Source organism: Achromobacter pestifer (genome assembly GCF_902859625.1).
Taxonomy (GTDB): Bacteria; Pseudomonadota; Gammaproteobacteria; order Burkholderiales; family Burkholderiaceae_B; genus Achromobacter; species Achromobacter pestifer.
In genome coordinates this window covers 491,768-508,457 of record NZ_CADIJX010000002.1, presented here as the reverse complement: position 1 = coordinate 508,457, position 16,690 = coordinate 491,768, and the positions used below count along the sequence as shown (strand labels likewise).

Annotated in this window: 17 protein-coding genes; 2 read left to right on the top strand and 15 right to left on the bottom strand. The window is 63.6% G+C overall.

Going from position 1 to position 16,690, the window contains the following annotated elements:
- Positions 1–56: 56 nt before the first annotated feature.
- The 8 genes from acpS to HV753_RS09075 all read right to left on the bottom strand — a co-directional run bounded on the left by acpS (position 57) and on the right by HV753_RS09075 (position 9,955).
- Positions 57–488: a holo-ACP synthase gene (gene acpS, locus HV753_RS09110; protein WP_175174129.1), complete on the bottom strand. Its 432-nt coding sequence runs from the start codon at positions 486–488 to the stop codon at positions 57–59.
- Between the two features lie 66 nt (positions 489–554).
- Positions 555–1,295: a pyridoxine 5'-phosphate synthase gene (locus tag HV753_RS09105; RefSeq protein WP_175174128.1), complete on the bottom strand. Its 741-nt coding sequence runs from the start codon at positions 1,293–1,295 to the stop codon at positions 555–557.
- Positions 1,292–2,809 carry an efflux transporter outer membrane subunit gene (locus HV753_RS09100; protein ID WP_175174127.1) on the bottom strand — a complete coding sequence of 506 codons (1,518 nt, stop codon included), beginning with the start codon at positions 2,807–2,809 and terminating at the stop codon, positions 1,292–1,294. The genes HV753_RS09105 and HV753_RS09100 overlap by 4 nt, the downstream gene beginning before the upstream one ends.
- On the bottom strand, positions 2,806–6,051 hold the full coding sequence (locus HV753_RS09095; protein ID WP_175174126.1) for an efflux RND transporter permease subunit: 3,246 nt from the start codon (positions 6,049–6,051) through the stop codon (positions 2,806–2,808). The genes HV753_RS09100 and HV753_RS09095 overlap by 4 nt, the downstream gene beginning before the upstream one ends.
- Positions 6,052–6,116: 65 nt before the next feature.
- On the bottom strand, positions 6,117–7,379 hold the full coding sequence (locus HV753_RS09090; protein WP_175174125.1) for an efflux RND transporter periplasmic adaptor subunit: 1,263 nt from the start codon (positions 7,377–7,379) through the stop codon (positions 6,117–6,119).
- Positions 7,380–7,585: 206 nt separating this feature from the next.
- On the bottom strand, positions 7,586–7,996 hold the full coding sequence (locus HV753_RS09085; RefSeq protein ID WP_175174124.1) for a helix-turn-helix domain-containing protein: 411 nt from the start codon (positions 7,994–7,996) through the stop codon (positions 7,586–7,588).
- 145 nt (positions 7,997–8,141) lie between these two features.
- On the bottom strand, positions 8,142–9,335 hold the full coding sequence (locus HV753_RS09080; protein ID WP_175174123.1) for a DUF3734 domain-containing protein: 1,194 nt from the start codon (positions 9,333–9,335) through the stop codon (positions 8,142–8,144).
- A 14-nt stretch (positions 9,336–9,349) separates the two neighbouring features.
- Positions 9,350–9,955, bottom strand: coding sequence for a DUF4136 domain-containing protein (locus HV753_RS09075; protein ID WP_175174122.1), 606 nt, complete (start codon positions 9,953–9,955; stop codon positions 9,350–9,352).
- 159 nt (positions 9,956–10,114) lie between these two features.
- Between HV753_RS09075 and HV753_RS09070 the strand changes: the two genes are divergently transcribed.
- Positions 10,115–10,909 carry a TOBE domain-containing protein gene (locus HV753_RS09070; protein ID WP_175174121.1) on the top strand — a complete coding sequence of 265 codons (795 nt, stop codon included), beginning with the start codon at positions 10,115–10,117 and terminating at the stop codon, positions 10,907–10,909.
- Between the two features lie 12 nt (positions 10,910–10,921).
- Here the strand turns inward: HV753_RS09070 and HV753_RS09065 are convergent, their stop codons facing one another.
- From HV753_RS09065 to speD, 4 genes are all read right to left on the bottom strand, one after another.
- Positions 10,922–11,608 carry an ATP-binding cassette domain-containing protein gene (locus tag HV753_RS09065; protein WP_175174120.1) on the bottom strand — a complete coding sequence of 229 codons (687 nt, stop codon included), beginning with the start codon at positions 11,606–11,608 and terminating at the stop codon, positions 10,922–10,924.
- Complete coding sequence (gene modB / locus HV753_RS09060) at positions 11,605–12,291, bottom strand: molybdate ABC transporter permease subunit (protein WP_175174119.1); 687 nt, start codon at positions 12,289–12,291, stop codon at positions 11,605–11,607. Before modB ends, HV753_RS09065 begins: the two co-directional genes overlap by 4 nt.
- A gap of 24 nt (positions 12,292–12,315) precedes the next feature.
- Complete coding sequence (gene modA / locus HV753_RS09055) at positions 12,316–13,074, bottom strand: molybdate ABC transporter substrate-binding protein (RefSeq protein ID WP_175174118.1); 759 nt, start codon at positions 13,072–13,074, stop codon at positions 12,316–12,318.
- Between the two features lie 138 nt (positions 13,075–13,212).
- Positions 13,213–13,563, bottom strand: a complete 351-nt coding sequence (speD, locus tag HV753_RS09050) for an adenosylmethionine decarboxylase (protein WP_175174117.1) — start codon at positions 13,561–13,563, stop codon at positions 13,213–13,215.
- On the opposite strand from speD, the gene HV753_RS09045 reads away from it, so the two are divergent.
- Positions 13,552–13,713 carry a hypothetical protein gene (locus tag HV753_RS09045; RefSeq protein ID WP_175174116.1) on the top strand — a complete coding sequence of 54 codons (162 nt, stop codon included), beginning with the start codon at positions 13,552–13,554 and terminating at the stop codon, positions 13,711–13,713. The two genes, speD and HV753_RS09045, sit on opposite strands and share 12 nt — an antisense overlap.
- A gap of 27 nt (positions 13,714–13,740) precedes the next feature.
- Here HV753_RS09045 and HV753_RS09040 read toward each other — a convergent pair whose 3' ends face one another.
- The 3 genes from HV753_RS09040 to HV753_RS09030 are packed head-to-tail and all read right to left on the bottom strand — an operon-like array spanning position 13,741 to position 16,677.
- Complete coding sequence (locus tag HV753_RS09040) at positions 13,741–15,213, bottom strand: DUF4178 domain-containing protein (RefSeq protein WP_175174115.1); 1,473 nt, start codon at positions 15,211–15,213, stop codon at positions 13,741–13,743.
- 6 nt (positions 15,214–15,219) lie between these two features.
- Positions 15,220–16,248 (bottom strand): SPFH domain-containing protein, encoded by a 1,029-nt coding sequence (locus HV753_RS09035; protein ID WP_175174114.1) that lies wholly within the window; start codon positions 16,246–16,248, stop codon positions 15,220–15,222.
- A 42-nt stretch (positions 16,249–16,290) separates the two neighbouring features.
- Positions 16,291–16,677: a DUF350 domain-containing protein gene (locus HV753_RS09030; RefSeq protein ID WP_175174113.1), complete on the bottom strand. Its 387-nt coding sequence runs from the start codon at positions 16,675–16,677 to the stop codon at positions 16,291–16,293.
- Between the last annotated feature and the right edge of the window lie 13 nt (positions 16,678–16,690).

Sequence of the window (16,690 nt, the reverse complement as noted above, 5' to 3'; positions counted from 1 at the left end):
GTCTATGTCAGGCAAGTTGATACCGCTGGCCCGGCAATCAGCGCCGGGCTTGGGGATCAGGGCTTGCGTTCGACCACCACGTAAGCGGCGGCCATGTCGGATTCGTCGGTAATGGAAACATGCGCCGCACCGAAGCGCTGGGCATACCATTCCAGCAAGTCGGGCGCGATCACCAGCACCGGGCGGCCGCCAGGCGCATTCAAGGTCTGCACCCGGCGCCACGTCATGGGCATCCGCATGCCCAGGCCGATTGCCTTGGAAAATGCTTCTTTGGCGGCAAAGCGCGTAGCCAGGAAGCGCACCCCGCGCACCGGATCCCGGGCACGGCGCGCGTGGAATTTCTGCAATTCTTCCACGCCCAGGATCTTTTCCGCAAAGCGGTCGCCGTGGCGTTCCAACGCGCGTTCGATGCGATCGATACGCAGCAGGTCCATGCCAATGCCGGCAATGGCGCCGGCCGGCGCCGGGGTTTTGGGCGTATCAGACATGGGTTTGCCCCCAGGGCATCGTCGCGGAACGCGCGGTGCGGGTTTCTATCATCCGGCCTGCGGTGGTCACAAGCCGCGCAGCGCTTGCAGGCGAGCCTGCACCATCAACGCCTTCATATCGCGCACGGCCTTTTCCCAGCCGTCGAACACCGCCTGCGCCACGATGGCGTGGCCAATGTTCAGTTCGGAAATGCCGTCGATCGCGGCCACCGGCGAAACGTTGCCCACATGCAGCCCATGCCCGGCGTTCACACGCAAGCCATGGCGCAAGCCTTCGGTCACGGCCAGCCGGATCCGTTGCAGTTCAGCCTGGGCAGCGTCACCCTCGGCTTCAGCATACGCGCCCGTATGCAATTCGATCACCGTCGCGCCGGCCTTGGCCGCCGCGGCGATTTGCACCGGGTCCGGATCAATGAAGAGCGACACGCGGATGCCGGCTTCAACCAGCAAGCTCACGGCATCGGACACCGGCCCCATCGCGCCCGCCACTTCCAGCCCACCCTCGGTAGTCAGTTCAGTGCGCTTTTCAGGCACCAGGCAGACGTCTTGGGGTTTGACCGCGCAAGCGATCTCCAGCATTTCGTCCGTCACCGCGCACTCCAGGTTCATGCGGGTGCGCAGCAGCGGACGAATGGCGTAGACGTCCGCGTCCTGGATGTGACGCCGGTCTTCACGCAGATGCAGCGTAATCAGATCGGCGCCGGCGTCCTCCGCGCGCAGCGCGGCGGCCACCGGATCCGGATACACCGTATGGCGTTGTTGCCGCAACGTGGCAACGTGATCGATATTTACACCAAGTTCTATCATTGAGCAGTCGTCGTAACTTTGGTCGGTTCTTTCGTGGTTTCTTCCCAGCCGCCGCCCAACGCCTTGTAGAGCTCCACGCGGTTGATCAGCGCGGCCAAACCGGTTTGCACCAGCGAAAGCTGGGCATTGAAGAAGTCCACCTGTGCAGTCTGCACTTGCAGGTAGCTGTCGATGCCATTCGTATAGCGCAGGTTCGACAGTTCCAGCGTGCGCGCGGACGAATCCTGCAATGCACGCTGCGCGTCAAGCTGGGCACCGTACGTGGCTTCACCAGCCAGCGCATCCGACACTTCCCGGAAGGCCTGCTGAATGGACTGTTCATACTGCGCCACGGCGATATTGTCGCGTGCACGGGCCAGGTTCAGACCTTCCCGGATGCTTCCGCCCGCGAACAACGGCGTCGTGATGGACGGCGAAAAGCTCCAGTAACCCTGGCCACCCTTGAACAGGTCACCCAGCGACGGGCTGGCCACGCCCAACAGGCCGGTCAGCGAAATGGTCGGGAAGAACGCTGCACGCGCCGCGCCGATGTTGGCGTTGGCTGCCTTTAGCTGGTTTTCCGCCGCAAGAATGTCGGGGCGGCGTTCCAGCAAGTCGGACGGCAGGCCGGACGGTACCGTCGCCAGCAGTTGGTCGCGGCCGAACGTTGCCGCTGCGGGCAGGTCTTCCGGCAAGGGCGTCCCCACCAGCAGCACCAGCGCATTCAGCGCCTGCGCCCGAGCACGGGCCAATTGCGCCAGGTCGGACGATGCCGTATCCAGCAGCGACTTGGATTGGTTCAAATCCAGTTCGGAAGCCACGCCGCCATCAAAGCGGCGCTTGACCAGGTTGTAGGATTCCTGGCGCGATGCCAATGTGCGCTGCGTCAGGTCGAGCTGGACTTCGGCGGCACGCAGATTGAAATACGACTGCGCCACGGAACCGACCAGCGTGATCTGCACGGTCTTCTGCGCCTGTTCGGTCGACAGGTATTGCTGATACGCCGCCTCGGACAGGTTGCGCAAGCGGCCGAACAGATCAATCTCGAAGGTCGTCAGGCCGATACCCGCCTGGTACGAACTGCTGATCGACGAGGAATCCGGACCACCCGCCCGCATGTTGGGGGGCAAGTGCTGGCGCTGGCCCTGGATGCCGGCGCCAATGCTGGGCCACTGCGCGCCGCGTTGCACGCCGTACTGGGCGCGTGCTTCTTCGACACGCTGCACGGCCACCCGCAGGTCGCGGTTGTTGACGAGCGACAGCGAGATCAGGCTTTGCAGACGAGGATCGCGGAAAAACTCGCGCCAGCCCAGGTCGGCGGCGGGCGTGCCTTCTTGCGGCATCACCGCCGTCGAAGGCTGCGTGCCCAGCGTCGACGGATTGGCGTAGCCGCCGTATTGCACCTTGGGCTGATCGGGCCAGGTGCCCGTCACCGGCGCATCGGGCCGCTTGTAGTCGGGAGCCAGCGAGCAGCCGGCCAACGCCACCGCCACAAAGGCGGACAGGGCGGTCTGTTTGAACATCAGGGCTTTCATACCTTGCCCTCCGGGCCACCGTTGGGTTGTGCGGGAGTGTGCGTCGCGTCGGGGGCAGCGGGTGCGTCCGGCGCCGTTTCGCCGGCGGCCTTCTTGGCGGCCTGCTCTTCTTCCCAGGCACGCAACTCGGCGCCCAGCAGGCGGGGACGGGTCTTGAACAGGCCCAGCACCACCACGAAGAACGTCGGCACGAAGATCACGGCGAACGGCGTGGCGGCCAACATGCCGCCCAGCACGCCCAGACCCACCGCGCGCTGGCTGGCCGCGCCGGCGCCGGTGGCCATCGCCAACGGCACCACGCCCAGGATGAACGCCAGCGACGTCATCAGAATCGGCCGGAACCGCAAGCGCGCGGCTTCCACCGCGGACTCGTAGAGGCCCATGCCCCGCGCGTACTGATCCTTTGCGAACTCCACGATCAGAATGGCGTTTTTGGCCGCCAGCCCGATCACCGTCACCATCCCCACCTGGAAGTACACGTCGTTCGACATGCCCAGGGCGCTGACCAGCGCCACCGCACCCAGCATGCCCAGCGGCACCACCAGCATGACCGAGATCGGGATGGCCCAGCTTTCATACAGCGCGGCCAACACCAGGAACACGATCAGCAGCGACAGGCCCATCAGGATCGGGGCCTGGTTGCCGGCCTGGCGCTCTTGGTAGGACAAGCCGGTCCATTCGTAGCCGAAGCCTTGCGGCAACTGCGCCACCAGGCTCTGCATTTCTTCCATGGCCTGGCCCGTGGTGTAGCCCGGCGCGGCCGTGCCGCCGATACGCATGGACTCGTAGCTGTTGTAGCGCACCACCTGCACCGGCCCCTGGACCCATTCCGCCGACACGAAGGTCGACAGCGGCACCATTCCGCCCTGCGCGTTGCGCGCATTCAGCTTGAGGATGTCGGACAACTGCATGCGATACGGCGCATCCGCCTGCACCCAGATGTTCTGCATCCGGCCCATGTTGGGGAACTTGCTCAGGTAGGCGGAGCCGACAGCCGTCGAGACGAGCGAGGCCGCCTCGTTGAAGTCCACGCCCAAGGCGGCCGCCTTGTCGCGGTCGATGTTCAGCGTCAGCTGCGCGCCCGCCGCAAGACCCGTGATCCGGACCTGCGACAACACCGGGCTCTTCATCGCCATGCCCATCAGCTGGCCAGTCGCCGCCGCCAGGGCTTCCGTGCCGCCCGACCCGCGATCCTGCAAGCGCAGGTCGAAGCCGGTGGCATTGCCCAGGGACGAGATCGCCGGTGGCACCAGCGTGAACACCATCGCGTCGTGCACACCCATCAGCTGCTTCTGGAACGCATTGAACGCGATCGCGCCCGCGGAATCGTCGTGGGCCTTGCGGTCCTTGAAGTCCTTCAGCGTGGTGAACGCGATGGCGGCGTTCAAGCCGTTGCCGTTGAAACTGTAGCCTTGCACGGTAATGACGTTCTCGACCGCCGGAATACCGCGGAAGTACTCCTCGACCTGCTCGATCACTTCAATCGTGCGGTTGGCGCTGGCGCCGGTGGGCAGCTCGATGTTGCTGATCACGTAACCCTGGTCTTCCTCGGGCAGGAACGACGACGGCAGGCGCAGATACAACCAGCCCAGCAGCACGACCAGGACCAGGAACGCCAGCATCATGCGGCCGCCCTTGTGCAGGACACGGGACACCCAGTTCTGGTAACCGTGGGTGGTGGCGTCGAACTTGCGGTTGAACCAGCCGAAGAAGCCCTTCTTTTCGTTGTGATGCCCCTTGGGCACCGGCTTCAAGATCGTCGCGCACAGCGCCGGCGTGAAAGTCAGCGCCAGCAATGCCGAGAAGAAGATCGACACGGCCATGGCCACCGAGAACTGGCGGTAGATCACGCCCACCGATCCGCTCATGAAGGCCAGCGGCAGGAACACCGTCACCAGCACCAGCGTGATGCCGATGATGGCCCCGCTGATCTGCGGCATGGCTTTCTTGGTGGCTTCCTTGGGCGGCAAGCCTTCTGTCGCCATGATCCGTTCGACGTTCTCGACCACCACGATGGCGTCATCCACCAGAATCCCGATGGCCAGCACCATCGCGAACATGGTCAGCACGTTGATGGAGAACCCCAGCGCCAGCATCACCGCGAACGATCCCAGCATGGCCACCGGCACGACCAGTGCCGGGATCAGCGTGTAGCGCACGTTCTGCAGGAACAGGTACATCACCAGGAACACCAGCACCATGGCTTCGGCCAGGGTGTGCAGCACCTGCTCGATCGACACCTTCACGTAGGGTGCGGTGTCGTAGGGGATGGAGTATTGAATGTTGCCCGGAAAGTACTTGGACAGTTCTTCCATCTGCTGGCGCACGCCCTGGGCCGTGGCCAGGGCGTTGGCGTTCGGCGACAGCACGATGGCGAATGCCGCCGTGGGCTTGCCGTTCAGGCGGGCCCCGAACTGGTAGTTGTCGGCGCCCACTTCAATGCGGGCGACGTCGCGCAGCAGCACCTTGGAACCGTCGGTATTGGCGCGCAGGACGATCTTGCCGAAGCCGTCGACGGTGCTCAGTTGGCCGTTGGCCGTGACCGTGGCGGTGATGCGCTGCGAATCCGGGTTGGGCGGTGCGCCGATGCTGCCGCCCGAGATTAGTACGTTCTGCCCGGAGATCGCCTGGTTGACCTCGGACATGCTCAGGTTGAAGCCCACCAGCTTGGCGGGATCGACCCAGACGCGCATGGCGCGCGGCGCCGCGAACAACTGGAACTGCCCCACGCCGGCCACCCGCGATACCGGGTTCTGCACGTTGCGTGTGATGTAGTCGGCCAGCGCGGTCTGATCCAGCGTACCGTCGGTGGACGACAGCGTCACGATCATCAGGAAGCCGGTGCTGGTCTGCTCGTATTGCAGGCCTTGCTGTTGCACGGCGGCCGGCAACTGCGCGATCACGTTCGATACGCGGTTCTGCACGTCCACCTGCGCCAGGTCGGGGTTGGTGCCCGGTGCGAAGGTGGAAGTGATCGTCGAGGTGCCGTAGGAATCGCTGACCGACTCGTAGTAGATCAGGCCCTTGGCGCCGTTGAGCTTGTCTTCGATGATGCTGGTGACGGATTCCGCCACTTCCTTGGCGGACGCGCCAGGGTAGGTCGCGGTGATCGTGATCGCCGGCGGCGCCACGTCAGGGTACTGCGCCACTGGCATGTTCGGGATGGCCAACACCCCTGCCAGCAGAATGAACAGGGCGACTACCCAGGCGAAAATTGGTCGATCAATAAAAAATTGCGGCATGTGGGCTGACTCTGAAAGCGATGCTCACCAAAGGGGAACGCGGCGCTTGTTGCGCCGCGTGCCGCTTACGATTTCTGGCCTGCTGCCTTGTCCTGCTGGGCAGGCGCGGCAGGCTTGGGCGATTCGGCAGGCGCAGCCGGCTTGGCGCCGGGTTGCGCCGCCGCTGGCTGGCCGCCTGGCGCTGGAGCGCCGTTCTTGCTCCATTGGCTGACCTGCACGGGTGCGCCGGGGCGGACCTTCTGGAAGCCTTCCACCACGACGACGTCACCGGCCTTCAAGCCGCTGGTGATCAACCAGTTGTTCTTGATGGCGCCGCCGGTCGTGACGGGCAACTGTTCAATCTTGTTGTCCTTGACCAGCATCAGGCTTTGCGACCCGTCGGCGGTACGTTGCAGCGCCTGCTGCGGTACCACCAGCGCCTGGTCGTTCACGCCCTGTTCCAGCCGCACGCGCACGTACATGCCGGGCAGCAGGACGCCGTCGGGGTTGGGCACTTCGGCGCGCAGGTTCACCTGGCCCGTGGACGGATCCACGGTGATGCCGGTGAACAGCAGCTTGCCGGGGTGCGAGTATTCAGAGCCGTCTTCCAGCACCACGGTGGCGCGGGCGGTGTCCTTGCCTACCTGCTGCAACTGACCGCTGGCGAATGCACGACGCAGCGTGGCCAATTCCGCGGTGGACTGGGTGAAGTCCACGTATACGGGATCCAGCTGCTGCACCGTGGCCATTTGCGTGGCCGACGTGGATTCAACCAACGCGCCTTCCGTGACCAGAGGCTTGCCGATGCGGCCGGTGATGGGCGACGTAACGTCGGTGTAGCCCAGGTTGATGGCCGCATTGTCTTGGGCCGCCTTGGCGGCAGCCACGGCAGCATCCGCCTGGCGGAACGAGGCCACGGCGTTGTCGTATTCCTGCTTGCTGACGGCGTTTGCCTTGACCAGGGGCGCATAGCGATCCGCCAGCAGCTTGGCGCTGAACAGATTGGCTTGTGCCTGCTTCAACTGCGCCGTCGCCTGATCGTAGGCAGCCTTGTAAGGCGCCGGATCGATCTTGAACAGCAGTTGATTTTCCTTGACGTCACCGCCCTGCTCGAAGGTGATCTTCTGGACGATGCCGGTCACGCGCGAACGGATCTGCGCGTCGCGCACCGCGTCCACGCGGCCGGGCAATTCGGAAACGATGGGGGCACGCTCAGGTTGCACGGTAATGACGCTGACCTGAGGCATGCCGGGGTTCATCTGGGGTTTTTCACCGCACCCCGCCAATATCAGCGCGAGGACGCCACCGGAAAAAGCCAGACCTGAAACACGTTTAGGCGAAAACCGCATTGAAACCCCCGCGTAGCGTAGTTAACCGCTTCAATTAACCGCGTCAAGCCAGCGCAATGTTCAATCGCGACGGCCATGCGCGATCAGAATAAGCCATGCGTCGTTGATGACACGTGAATAGCCCGATAATGTAACTCAGTTATTGGGGAAATTACGTATTTTCAGGCCGTGGCTTGATGCGCGAGGGTGACAATTACGTAACAGGTTCAGCGGTGGGGAATCTCCCTGAGATTGCCCAGGAACACATAGCCCGCGCCATGCACGGTATGCAGCGGCAGGCGGGTGCCGGTCTGTAGAACCTTATGGCGCAGCCGGCAAATGGCAAGATTCAGGCTGCGCATGTTGGTGCGGCTGCGCAATACCAGCAAGTCATCGCGCAGCAGCTCCCGGCCCGGATTTTGCAGCATGCAAAGGAAGCAGGCGCGCTCCGTTGCGGTCAGGTCGACGCGGACGCCGCTGGGCGTCACCAAGGTCCATCCCAGATAAAGCAGGTTCCACCAGCCGTCGATGTGGTCGGACGTCGAGGAAACGGGCGCGTTGCCCAAGTCGGGCAATGGCAGATGGCGTACAGGTTCCAGCGCCGGGTTCTGGCGGACGAAAGAGTCGGGAGCGTTCATGACGGGTCTCCACCGGGGCGGCCGCGCCAGGGATGGCGGCAGCCTGATCCGGAACAAAGTTGCTGATTGTCCCGAAAGGCTACCGGGGAGTCCGATGCCTTGGGTCACATTGCAGCAACTTTCAGACTAGTCCTGCTCCCTCGTGCTAACTGTGTTTTCCGTTGCGATGAATATCGTGCGTGACAAAGCAACTGTCCTCGGTAGGCCGAGCCAGAATCCCGGGTTTGGCCAGGGTCTGACGGATATCGGACAAACCGGACTCCCAGTGCTCGCGCATGGCCTCGGTGCCAAACTCGTAGTCCTTGGAGAAGCGTTCCAGGTGCTTGGATTCGTAGATGAGGTTGATGATATTGGTCGCGGGGGTATGCGACAACTTGCGGATTTCGGCCAGATCGGGCGCCTTGCGTTCATCCTCGGGCAGCCGTTCCAGGAGCCGCTGCAAACCATGACGCAGCTTCAGCACCCGCCGCAACTGGTCAGTGACCAGACGGGTCCGGCTGGAATACTGGATGTCCTTCTGGCGTTCAGCCACTTCTTCAAGCGAGGTGGGCAAACCGCCCCGCGCGGGCCACAAGTCCACCTGGAAGGCCAGCGTGTCGCGCATGTTATCGGTGGTCAACACCTGCGCCAACGGGGTGTTCGACACGACGCCCCCGTCCCAATAGTGTTCGCCGTCGATTTCCACGGATGGGAAACCGGGGGGCAAGGCACCGGACGCCATGATGTGCTCCGGGGTCAAGGTGTCCTTCAAGCTATCGAAATAGGCGAAGTTGCCCGTGCGCACGTTGACCACGCCAAAGCTGGCCCGCACCGCGCCGCTGTTGAGTAGGTCGAAATCCACGAACTCGCGCAGGGTGGCTGCCAGGGGCGTGGTGTCATAGAAGCTGGTGGACGCGGCCCCGCGCCCATGCACCAAATAGGGCGGCGGAATGCGAGGCTTGAAAAATCCGGGCTGCCCGGAGAACAGCGCCTGAAACGCCGACACCTGGCCGTTCAAGGCCGCCGAGCCGAACCCGAAGGGTATGCCGTCAAACATGCTTGCCAAGCTGTCGCCCCAGGGCACCGAGGCAAACCCGGAAGGACGGCAAATGCTCTCCCAGAATCCACGCAGCCGGTCAATGCGCTCATCCTCGCGGGAGCCCGCGATGATGGCGGCATTGATTGAACCGATGGAAATGCCCGATATCCAGTTGGGCCGAATGCCCGCCTCGTGCAAGCCTTGGTAGACCCCTGCCTGATAGGACCCCAGCGCACCGCCGCCTTGCAGTACCAGTGCGACGGTTTCGTAAGGCGGCGTATCGCCGGTGTCTTTGGACGGGGCCTTGCGGCGAGTGGTCATTCGGCTACCTCTGGCTAGGGTTTGCTTTTGTCCGGCAATTGCGGTGCGGCAACGCCCGCCCGGAACGGATACTTGGCGAAGATCTCGGCGACCGCCTTGTCGACGTTTTGCGGCGAACCGGCAGCTTCTGGGTTTCGGACTTCACCCACGGCGACGCCCTCCCACACCAATTGCTTGCGGCGTGTATCGACCAGGTCGATGTTCAGCGTGCCTTCGGTGTATTGATAGACGTCGTCGCCCCAGCCGTAGCCGGGCCAGCCGCCGTAGAACCCCGTCCGGTAGCCATAGTACGGCCCCATGGGCGGCGGCGCCGGCGTGACCTGGGTTTTTTGCTGGAGCTTCGCGCTGAAATTAACGAGCAAATCGGGGTTGGTCGCACTGTAGGCGTAGCCGCGCATTTCCATCTGGCCGCGCGTCGCGTCCTTGAGCCGTTCGGTCAGCAGGCTGCTGTAGCCCGCCTTGTCCGTGCCCAATGGGTTCATGTAGCCAAACGTCCGGTACTGCGCAAAATCGGCTTGGTGATCGTAATCGCCTTTTACCGTGGGGCCGGACGCGCAGGCCGCCAGCAATGCCGTCATGGAACCCGCCGTCACCCATTTCAACGCTGTAAACGCTTTCATGTCGATCTCTCCGAGAGCTCAGGGCCTGAACATAGTGCCGCGAACCCCATAAAGTTTCAACAGAATCTCATTCGCATCCTGCGAAAACGCAAGGAATCGATGGGCGCGCGTCCATTACACTCTGGCTGATTCCTCACCCTGATACAGACCTATAAAAGCATGTTGGAACTCGATGGCTCCATCTGGTTTCGTTCCGGCGCCCAGACCTGGGGCGGAAAGAACCGAATTGACCTACTGGCGCAGATTGACGCCACTGGCTCGATCACCGCGGCCGCCCGTGCCGTGGGCATGAGCTACAAGGGAGCCTGGGACGCCATCGACGCGATGAACAACCTGGCGGGCGAACCCCTGGTCGTGCGAGCGGCCGGAGGCAAAGGCGGCGGCGGCACACAGCTGACCGACCGCGCCCGCCGCCTGATTGCCACGTTCCGGGCCTTGGAAAACGAGCACCGGAAGTTCATGGAAAACCTGACGCGCGCGGGCCTGGATGCCAGCGGCGACATCGACCTGATGAGGCGTTTTATGTTGAAGACCAGCGCACGTAATAAATTCCTGGGCACCGTCGTCGAAATCCGCACCGGAGCCGTCAACGACGAAATCCTGCTGCGCATCGCCGGCGGCCAAACCATCACCGCCACGATCACCCGCGAAAGCACGGCCGAATTGGGCCTGGAAGCCGGCAAGGAAGCCATTGCCCTGGTCAAGGCATCGTCCGTCATCGTGGGTGCGCCGGGCCCCGGCTTGCGCGTGTCGGCCCGCAATCAATTGCAGGGCAAGATCACCGCCGTGCGTCCGGGCGCCGTCAACAGCGAAATCCTGATCGGCATGGAAGGCGGCACCACGATGGTGGCCATCGTCACCAACGAAAGCGCCACCGACCTGGGGCTGGGCGCCGGTGCGCCGGCCGTGGCGATTTTCAAGGCTTCCAGCGTGATCCTGGGCGTGCTGGACTGAACGCGGCGGGCGTCAGACGCCCAGATCGTCTTGGCGACGGCCGACCTTGCCGTCGCGCACTTCAAAAACTTCGTCGGCCAGGGCGTCGACGTCGGCAGGATCGTGCGTGATCAGCAGCATCGGCACGTCCAATTGCCGCTGCAAGGCATTCAGTTCCTGGCGCATCCTGCCGCGCAGTTGCGAATCCAGGGCCGAAAAGGGCTCGTCCAGCAGCAGGATGTCGGGTTGCAGCATCAGCGCCCGCGCCAGCGCCACGCGCTGTTTCTGCCCGCCCGATATCTCGTGCGGGTAGCTGCCCACGATAGCGCCCAATTCAAACGCATCCACCCAGCGCTTCGCCTGCGGACCAACCTCGCGCCGGGGCGGGTTGAGCCAGCCGCGACGCAGGCCGAACGCAATGTTCTGCGCCACCGTCAGATGGGGAAACAGCGCATAGTCCTGGAATAAATAAGCCACGCGCCGCGATTGCGTCGGCATGCAGACGCCCGCCTGGCTATCGAACAGCACATGGCCATTGATGTCGATGCGACCGGCATCCGGCCGCAACAGGCCCGCCACCGCGCGCAGGGTCAAGCTCTTGCCCGCGCCGGACGGGCCGAACAAGGCAATACGCTTGGACGACGAGGTGAACGCCACGTCAAGTTCAAAGTGGCGATCGCCCGACACCATCTTCTTTTTGATCTGGATGCCGACGCTCATCGTCCGCCTCCGTTGCGCTGGCCAGCGCCTATCGGCACGAGCTTGCCCGCCAACAACAGCACCACCACGCATGTCACGGACGTGACCAACACCAGCATGTTGGCGGTGCGGTCATCCCCCGCCTGCACTGCTTCGTAGATGGCGACCGACAGGGTTTGGGTGCGGCCCGGCAGGTTGCCGGCGATCATCAGCGTGGCGCCGAATTCGCCCAAGGCGCGCGCAAACGCCAACAGCACGCCCGCCGCGATCCCGCGAGCAGCCAGAGGCAAGGTCACGCGGAAGAACACGCCCGCTTCGCGCACACCCAGCACGCGCGCCGCGTTCTCCAGTTGGGGGTCCACATTTTCAAAGGCGGCCCGCGCCGACTTGAACACCAAAGGAAACGCCACGACGGACGCCGCGATCACAGCGCCCTGCCACGTGAAGACCAATTCGATGCCCCACTCCGCAAGGGTCTCGCCGATGACGCCACGGCGACCCAACAGCACCAACAGGTAGTAGCCCAACACGGTGGGAGGCAACACCAACGGCAGTGTCAGGATGGCGTCCAGCAGGTCGCGCCCTGGCCAGCGCCAGCGCGACAAGCCGAACGCCGCGGCGGTTCCGGCCACGGTGGCCAACAGCGTTGCCCAACCTGCCACTTTCAACGAAAGCAGCAGGGGCACCCAAACGGGATCAGTCATCAATACCTACAGCATCAACAAGGCTCAGGGCTTCTGGAAGCCGTAGCGCGACAGGATTTCCTGGCCAGCAGGCGACAGCACATAAGCCACGAAGCTTTCGGCTTCCTTGGGGGCGGCTTCGCGCGTGGTCACGGCGATGGGATACGTGACCGGGGTTTGCGACGGCACGCGCACGGCGATCTTGACCTTGTCCGGCATGACGGCGGCATCGGTGGCGAACACAAAGCCCGCGTCGACTTCACCGCGCGACACGTAATCCAGGCTTTGCCGCACGTTTTGCGCCAGCACGCTCTTGGCCTGCACGGCGGTCCACAAGCCGGCGGCTTCCAGCGCGCCTTGCGTGTACCGGCCGACCGGCACCGAGGCCGGATTGCCGTAGGCGATGCGCTTGACGTCATCGCGCGTCAGGTCTTTCAGGGCGGTGATGTTGGCCTTGCTGTCCGTCGGAACGATCAGCACGATCTGATTGGCCGCGAAGTCCACGCGCGAAGCGGGCTTGACGGCCTTTTCCTCGACGGCCTTGTCCATCGCCTTCTGATCGGCGGAGGCGAACACGTCCGCGGGCGCCCCCTTCACGATCTGCTGGAGCAACACATCCGAGGCGCCGAAATTCAGGACGACCTTGGTGCCGGCGTGCTGCTTTTCGTAGGCTTGCGCCACTTCCTTGAATGCGTTGGTCAGGCTGGCGGCGGCGGACACCACCAAGTCCCCGGCGTGGGCGCTGGCGCCCCAGAGGGCGGACAGCGCCAATGACAGCGCCAATACGGGGCGTTTGCAAGACATGATCTTCTCCTCGGATATCGCAATGGGCAGGCAATGGCTATCGCCATGTTCGTAACGAAATATATAGAGGTATATAACGCCAGTCAATTTCGCCCCTCAGGGCGATTTGCGCGATATCAAGCCGAAATGAAAGACGGATCAGCCGCGCGCCACGGTCGTGACGCGCACGGTTTCCGGGGCCAGCGCGGTTTGCAGATGCGCCAGCGCCAGCTCGGGCAGCGCGGCGCCGCACATGAAGATGTCCAGTGCCGCGAACTGGTGTTCCGGCCAGGAATGGATGCTGATGTGGGATTCGCTCAGCATCACCACGCCCGTCACGCCCGCGCCTTCGCCGAAATGGTGGAAATGCGCGCTCAGCACCTGCGCGCCCGCCGCCTGCGCAGCCGCGATCAATTGCGCTTCCAGCGCTTTGGCATCCGTCAGGCGCGCGGCCGGCACGCCGCGAAAATCCGCCAGGACGTGACGGCCAGGGGTGGCGTGCACGGTCACTTGTGGGATCCGCCCGACGACCAGCCCGAACTGCCGGACGAACTGCTGCCCCAGCTGCTGCTACTGCTGCTGCTGCCACCGCTGCCACCCGAGAAGCGGACACCGGGCGCACTGGCGCCAGTGGCCGCCATCACCACCACCAGCGCATAGACCGCATAGAGGAACTTGCCCATCGTCCTAGTCGTCCTTTCCGGAGAGCTTGTCTGCCAGCTTGGCCGGAATCCATAGGAATGCCATCCCGATCAGAACCGGGATGAAGCGGCCACCCAGGATATTGCTTATGTTCATGAAGCCCAGCGCAATCATCGCGACCCGTGCCCACGAGCCATACCGGCCAGACTTGCCGCCGCCCATGGGCCGTGACTTCACATTGGCCAGTTGGGCGTCGCCGAACCATTCCGCCAATTGCGTTGGCGACACCGGCGCCGACGCCGACCATCCCAACTCGTTGTCGGCCAGCTCTCGCGTCAGTTTCAGCGTGCCGGCCTTGTAATCGGTGATCTTCGTGGTGTCGCCCGCCTTGACGCGCCAATTGAACGCGCCCAGCGGTATCTCGACTCGCGAGGTGTAGTCGTACAGCTTCTGGTACAGCTTCGAGCGCCAGCGCACGCTGGACGCATTGTTCAAGCTAGGCCAGGTATCGCACACTTGCACGCGCTCCCAGCCTTCGTCCGTTTCCACCAGCCAGATGAATCCCTTGACCGGGTTGAACAACAGATATTCGATCCAGTCGGAAGGCTCTTCGGGATCGGGATCCGCGCATTTCATCAGCCCGATCAGCGTATAGCTGGCGCCCTCGATCTTGGCCACGGCGCCGAGCGCCAGCGTGGTCTTGATCGACTTGACCTTTTGCGCCTTCTCGATGACTTCCGCCGTGGGGCCCGAACAATCCACCGCAGCCGCACACGACGGGCAGACCACATGGGTCGCCATCGCTGCCACGAAACTGATCGGAGCGCCGCAATTCGGGCAGTCCAACGCCTTGATCTGGCCACGGAAGCGGCCGGCGGTTTCTTCGATCTGCTCGTTGGTGCGCAACGACCCCGCCTCCATGGCGGACAGATCGAACGCCTTGCCGATATAGAGCTCGGGCTCTGGCGCGTCGGAAAAATCCAGCGTCAGGAAGGCATCCAGGCTACGGAAGTCCGCGGTCTTGGCCTCCCAGCCGTCGCCCGGCACGAAGGGCAGTTCGCCTTGGGCGCCACCCGCCTTGCTGGTCCGCACGTCAGAGGCGACAAAGCGCTGGCCGTCCAGCTTCAACTCGTCGCCAGGCGCAATGTCGGCAAACGCCGGCATGCCCTGTGTGGATTTGACCTTGCGGCGGCGTGTCAGGGCGTACTGGCCCGAGGCATCCGACAGCCAGCCGTCGGACCCGTCGTCAAACCAGACGTACCACTCGTTCCAGAAACCCTCGTCGAAACGCAGCTGGATTCGGCCAATCACGTCGAACCGCTTGGTCTCGTACTTGCCGGTCGCGCCCAGGCACAACGGCGAATAGTCTTCCAGCACGTCGGCCATTTCGCCGATGCGCTTGACCGATTCGGCATCCTTTAGCAAGGTGCTGCGGCACGCGCCGCAGACCGCCATCACGGATGCGGTGGACGTGAATTTGACCGGGGCGCCGCATTGGGGACACAGAACCTGCTGCATGGGGCCTTAGCTGGTAAGTTTCTTCAGCACTTCCGCCTTGGCCGTGTCGTAATCGGCCGCGGTGATCAACCCCTTGTCCAGCAGGTCCTTGAGCTGTTGCAAGCGCGCGACCGGATCGACGCCGGCTGCCGCGGCGGGAGCCGCTGCTGGCGCGGCTGGCGCTGCTGGCTGGGCTTGCCCCACGCCCAGGCCGGCCGCCATCGTCTGCCCCAGCGCGGCGCCAGCCGCCAGGCCCGCGCCGATGCCGGCGATACCGCCTTCGTTCTGCGCCGCCAGCGGGATGGACGTGGCCGTCTGGTACTGGGTGAACTTGCCCAGATCACCCGCCATGCCCATCGAAATCCGCGTATCCAGCGCCTTTTGCAGCTCTTCGGGCAACGACACGTTTTCAACCGTGAAATTGTCCAGCTTGACGCCGTAGCGGTCGAACACGGGCGCCAGTTGTTCGCTGATGCTCTGCGACATCAGCCCCTGGTTGCCAGCGATGTCCAGGAACGGCACCTTGGAGCTACCGAGGGCGGTCGTCATGGCCGCGACCACCATGTTGCGCAATTGCGCTTCCAGGTCGTCGACCGTGTATTCGTCGCGCGTGCCGCTGATCTCGCGATAGAACTTGGCGGGGTCCGTGATCTGGTAGGAATACACACCAAAGGCGCGCAGGCGCACCATGCCGAATTCGCTATCGCGCAAGGTCACGGGCTGCGCCGTGCCCCAGCGCCGGCCCAATTGCAGCCGCGTGCTGAAGAAGATCACGTCCGACTTGAAGGGCGACTCGAACAGCTTGTCCCAGTTCTTCAGGTAGGTCAGGACCGGCAGCGTCTGCGTGGTCAGCTTGTACATGCCGGGGCCGAACACGTCGGCCACTTTGCCTTCGTTGACGAACACCGCCATCTGCGATTCGCGCACGGTCAGGCTGGCGCCGTACTGGATTTCGAAATCCTGCATCGGATGACGCCAGGCGAGCACGCCGTCGCGATCCTCGTTCCATTGCAGGATGTCAATGAACTGCTTGCGGATAAATGAACCGAGACTCATGGAAAGTCCTCCCGTGTCAGATCAGATGCAGCGCGCCTGCCATCAGGCCAGGCAGGCGGCGTTGACGACGCCCGCGGACAGCGAAATCGCGCCCATCAGGCCGCCCATGGCGATATTGTTTTGTTCGATGGCTTCGTCCATGCCGCGTATGGTCTTGTCCATGGCCACGTACACGACCAGCTGGACCACCATGGCGGCCACGCCCCACACCAGGAACATCACGAAGCTGGCATGCACGGCAATGCTGGAAGCCAGGGTAAAGCTGAAACCCACCAGCGCGCCGCCGTAGGACAGCACGGCGGCAATGTTGCCCTCGCGGATCAGCTCGAATTCCTTGTAGCTGGTCACCGCAGTGTAGACCGCGGTGAAAATGCCCAGCATGACCAACGCCGAGACGATATAGATCAGATAGACCACAGCCGGATGCATCGCTTCTCCCATT

Coding starts and splice junctions, on each gene's coding strand:
- HV753_RS09080 (WP_175174123.1), bottom strand. CDS start 9,335: ATGACCACTCGCCGCAAGGCCCCGTCCAAAGACACCGGCGATACGCCG.
- HV753_RS09035 (WP_175174114.1), bottom strand. CDS start 16,248: ATGAGTCTCGGTTCATTTATCCGCAAGCAGTTCATTGACATCCTGCAA.
- HV753_RS09030 (WP_175174113.1), bottom strand. CDS start 16,677: ATGCATCCGGCTGTGGTCTATCTGATCTATATCGTCTCGGCGTTGGTC.
- HV753_RS09105 (WP_175174128.1), bottom strand. CDS start 1,295: ATGATAGAACTTGGTGTAAATATCGATCACGTTGCCACGTTGCGGCAA.
- modA (WP_175174118.1), bottom strand. CDS start 13,074: ATGTCTTGCAAACGCCCCGTATTGGCGCTGTCATTGGCGCTGTCCGCC.
- HV753_RS09100 (WP_175174127.1), bottom strand. CDS start 2,809: ATGAAAGCCCTGATGTTCAAACAGACCGCCCTGTCCGCCTTTGTGGCG.
- HV753_RS09085 (WP_175174124.1), bottom strand. CDS start 7,996: ATGAACGCTCCCGACTCTTTCGTCCGCCAGAACCCGGCGCTGGAACCT.
- HV753_RS09040 (WP_175174115.1), bottom strand. CDS start 15,213: ATGCAGCAGGTTCTGTGTCCCCAATGCGGCGCCCCGGTCAAATTCACG.
- HV753_RS09090 (WP_175174125.1), bottom strand. CDS start 7,379: ATGCGGTTTTCGCCTAAACGTGTTTCAGGTCTGGCTTTTTCCGGTGGC.
- HV753_RS09070 (WP_175174121.1), top strand. CDS start 10,115: ATGTTGGAACTCGATGGCTCCATCTGGTTTCGTTCCGGCGCCCAGACC.
- acpS (WP_175174129.1), bottom strand. CDS start 488: ATGTCTGATACGCCCAAAACCCCGGCGCCGGCCGGCGCCATTGCCGGC.
- HV753_RS09065 (WP_175174120.1), bottom strand. CDS start 11,608: ATGAGCGTCGGCATCCAGATCAAAAAGAAGATGGTGTCGGGCGATCGC.
- HV753_RS09095 (WP_175174126.1), bottom strand. CDS start 6,051: ATGCCGCAATTTTTTATTGATCGACCAATTTTCGCCTGGGTAGTCGCC.
- modB (WP_175174119.1), bottom strand. CDS start 12,291: ATGACTGATCCCGTTTGGGTGCCCCTGCTGCTTTCGTTGAAAGTGGCA.
- HV753_RS09075 (WP_175174122.1), bottom strand. CDS start 9,955: ATGAAAGCGTTTACAGCGTTGAAATGGGTGACGGCGGGTTCCATGACG.